The sequence below is a fragment of the Streptomyces sp. NPDC091280 genome, from assembly GCF_044768565.1.
Lineage (GTDB): Bacteria > Actinomycetota > Actinomycetes > Streptomycetales > Streptomycetaceae > Streptomyces.
In genome coordinates, this window is record NZ_JBIVUZ010000047.1 from 1 (window position 1) to 1120 (window position 1120).

General features: G+C 72.0%; 1 protein-coding gene and 1 pseudogene. Both read left to right on the forward strand.

What is annotated here, in order from left to right; genetic code table 11:
• Positions 1–537: pseudogene (locus tag ACIQPR_RS49115) on the forward strand (L-arabinose isomerase); the annotation flags it as partial.
• A 40-nt stretch (positions 538–577) separates the two neighbouring features.
• A partial coding sequence (locus tag ACIQPR_RS49120; protein WP_403664395.1) for a class II aldolase/adducin family protein occupies positions 578–1120 on the forward strand: 543 nt, incomplete at its 3' end.

Sequence of the window (1120 nt, forward strand, 5' to 3'; positions counted from 1 at the left end):
GGCCTGCCCGGCGGCACCTCCTTCATGGAGGACTACACCTACCACCTCGGCCCCGGCACCCCGCGCATCCTCGGCGCCCACATGCTGGAGGTCTGCCCCTCCATCGCCGCCGACCGCCCCAGCTGCGAGATCCACCCGCTGTCCATCGGCGGCCGTGAGGACCCCGTCCGCCTCGTCTTCAACGCGGCCCCCGGCCCCGCCGTCGTCGTGGGCCTGTCCGACCTCGGGGACCGCTTCCGCCTCACCGCCAACACCGTCGACGTCGTCACCCCCAGCGAACCCCTGCACCGCCTCCCCGTCGCCCGCGCCGTGTGGAAGCCGCGCCCCTCCCTCGCGGAGTCCGCCGAGAGCTGGCTGCTGGCCGGTGCCCCGCACCACACGGTGCTCAGCTCCGCCGTCGACACCGAGACCCTCACCGACTACGCCGGCATGGCCGGCGTGGAACTCCTCACCATCGACGAGACCACCCAGCCCGGGCACCTCGCCAAGGAGATCCGCTGGAACGCCGCCTACCACCGACTCGCCCAGAACCTGTGACGACCGTCAGCACGCATCGCGCGCACAAGGAGACGAACCGATGACCGCACGAGTACGCGACGGTCTGCGGCACGAAGTGCTGGACGCCAACCTGACCATCCCCCAGGTCGGGCTGGCGACCCTGACCTGGGGCAATGTGAGCGGCGTCGACCGCGAGGCGGGCGTGTTCGTGATCAAGCCCTCCGGCGTCCCCTACAAGGACCTGGCCCTGGACCATCTGGTGACCGTCCGGCTGTCCGACGGCAAGGTCGTCGGCGGCGACCTGCGCCCCTCCACCGACACCGAGACCCACCGCTGCCTCTACCTCGCCTTCCCCTCCATCGGCGGCATCACCCACACCCACTCCACCCACGCCGTCGCCTTCGCCCAGGCCCGCCGCGACATACCCGTCCTGGGCACCACCCACGCCGACACCTTCAACGGCCCCGTCCCCTGCACCCCCGACCTCACCGCCGAACAGTGCGCGAGCGACTACGAGTACAACACCGGCCGCGTCATCGTCGACCTGCTGGCCGGCGACGACCGGCGGGCCGTCGAGGTCCCCGCCGCCCTCGTCGCCAACCACGGCCCCTTCACCTGGGGC